Source organism: Micromonospora sp. DT4 (assembly GCF_049841675.1).
Classification (GTDB): Bacteria; Actinomycetota; Actinomycetes; order Mycobacteriales; family Micromonosporaceae; genus Micromonospora.
On the sequence record NZ_JBNCKT010000315.1, the window covers coordinates 1 to 951 of the forward strand.

Consider the following 951-nt stretch of genomic DNA (forward strand, 5'->3'; position numbering starts at 1 on the left):
ATTTGTCGAGGACCTTCCATCGACGTGTCTCGGCGTGACGTTCCGCCCCCACCCAGTTACCCGACAGTCTCTTAGCCCGAACCGCCTTCGTTGCGCTCCCGGCGCTTTGCGGCGTACTCGCGGACCTCGGTCGCGTCCCAGATTCGGCCGACGGTCAACGTCTCCATCGGAGCCGGGAAGTCTGGGCGATCAACCAGGATCGCGGCACGTTGGCGGGAGACGCCGAGGTAGTCGGCGACCTCCGAGAGGGCCATTACGCGCACGGTCGGACCATCCGGTGACACGGGTAGGCAACTTGTCACCGAGGGGGCTGACGACCTGCCAACTGGTCAGCCAGAGTTGAGCCTATGCGCCTACGCCGAGCAATGGAGCCGATATCCTCTGATCTCGTTCACCGCCGCCAGTGGTGGTCCCGCGCGTGTGTCTGCGGCTTGCGCTGGCGGTATTGCCCAGACCGCCGCCGGACCCCGCCGCCAGCCGAGCCGCCGACCGCGCTTCCGGCCTGGGCGAGCGCGCCGACTGACGCCTACCCGCAGCCTGGCTGCGCGCCGTGGCTGACGCGGGGCCAGGCGTTCCGGGCTAACTCAGGGCGGCATTGGTGACCGGCCACCGGCCGCAGCGCCCCGCGTGGGACTGCGAAGCGTGTAAACAGCCCTACCCATGCCCGGACGCACGGACGGCGCTCGCGGCCGGCGACCCCTGGACGGCGGCGACCTACCTCGCGGGCCAGTTCGTGACCGCCGTAAACGACCTTCCCACGGTGCCGGTGGTCGACCTGTACGCGCGGTTCCTGCTGTCGGTGCCCGTGCGGGGGTCGAGAGGCGACAGTATTCGGCCCAGCGGCTCGCCGAGATCGCGGCGGCCGAGAGGGCGTCCTAGGCCGTGTCTTGTGGATCAGGTTTCGCGGGCGAGGTCGCGGAGCCAGATCTTGATGGTGGCGATGTCGATGGT

The 951-nt window shown here is 69.2% G+C and carries 1 protein-coding gene; it reads right to left on the reverse strand.

Translation table 11 applies throughout. The annotated features are described in order from the left end of the window. Positions 1-71: 71 nt before the first annotated feature. Positions 72-254, reverse strand: a complete 183-nt coding sequence (locus tag ACLQ24_RS29850; protein WP_425895074.1) for a hypothetical protein — start codon at positions 252-254, stop codon at positions 72-74. Positions 255-951 lie beyond the last annotated feature (697 nt).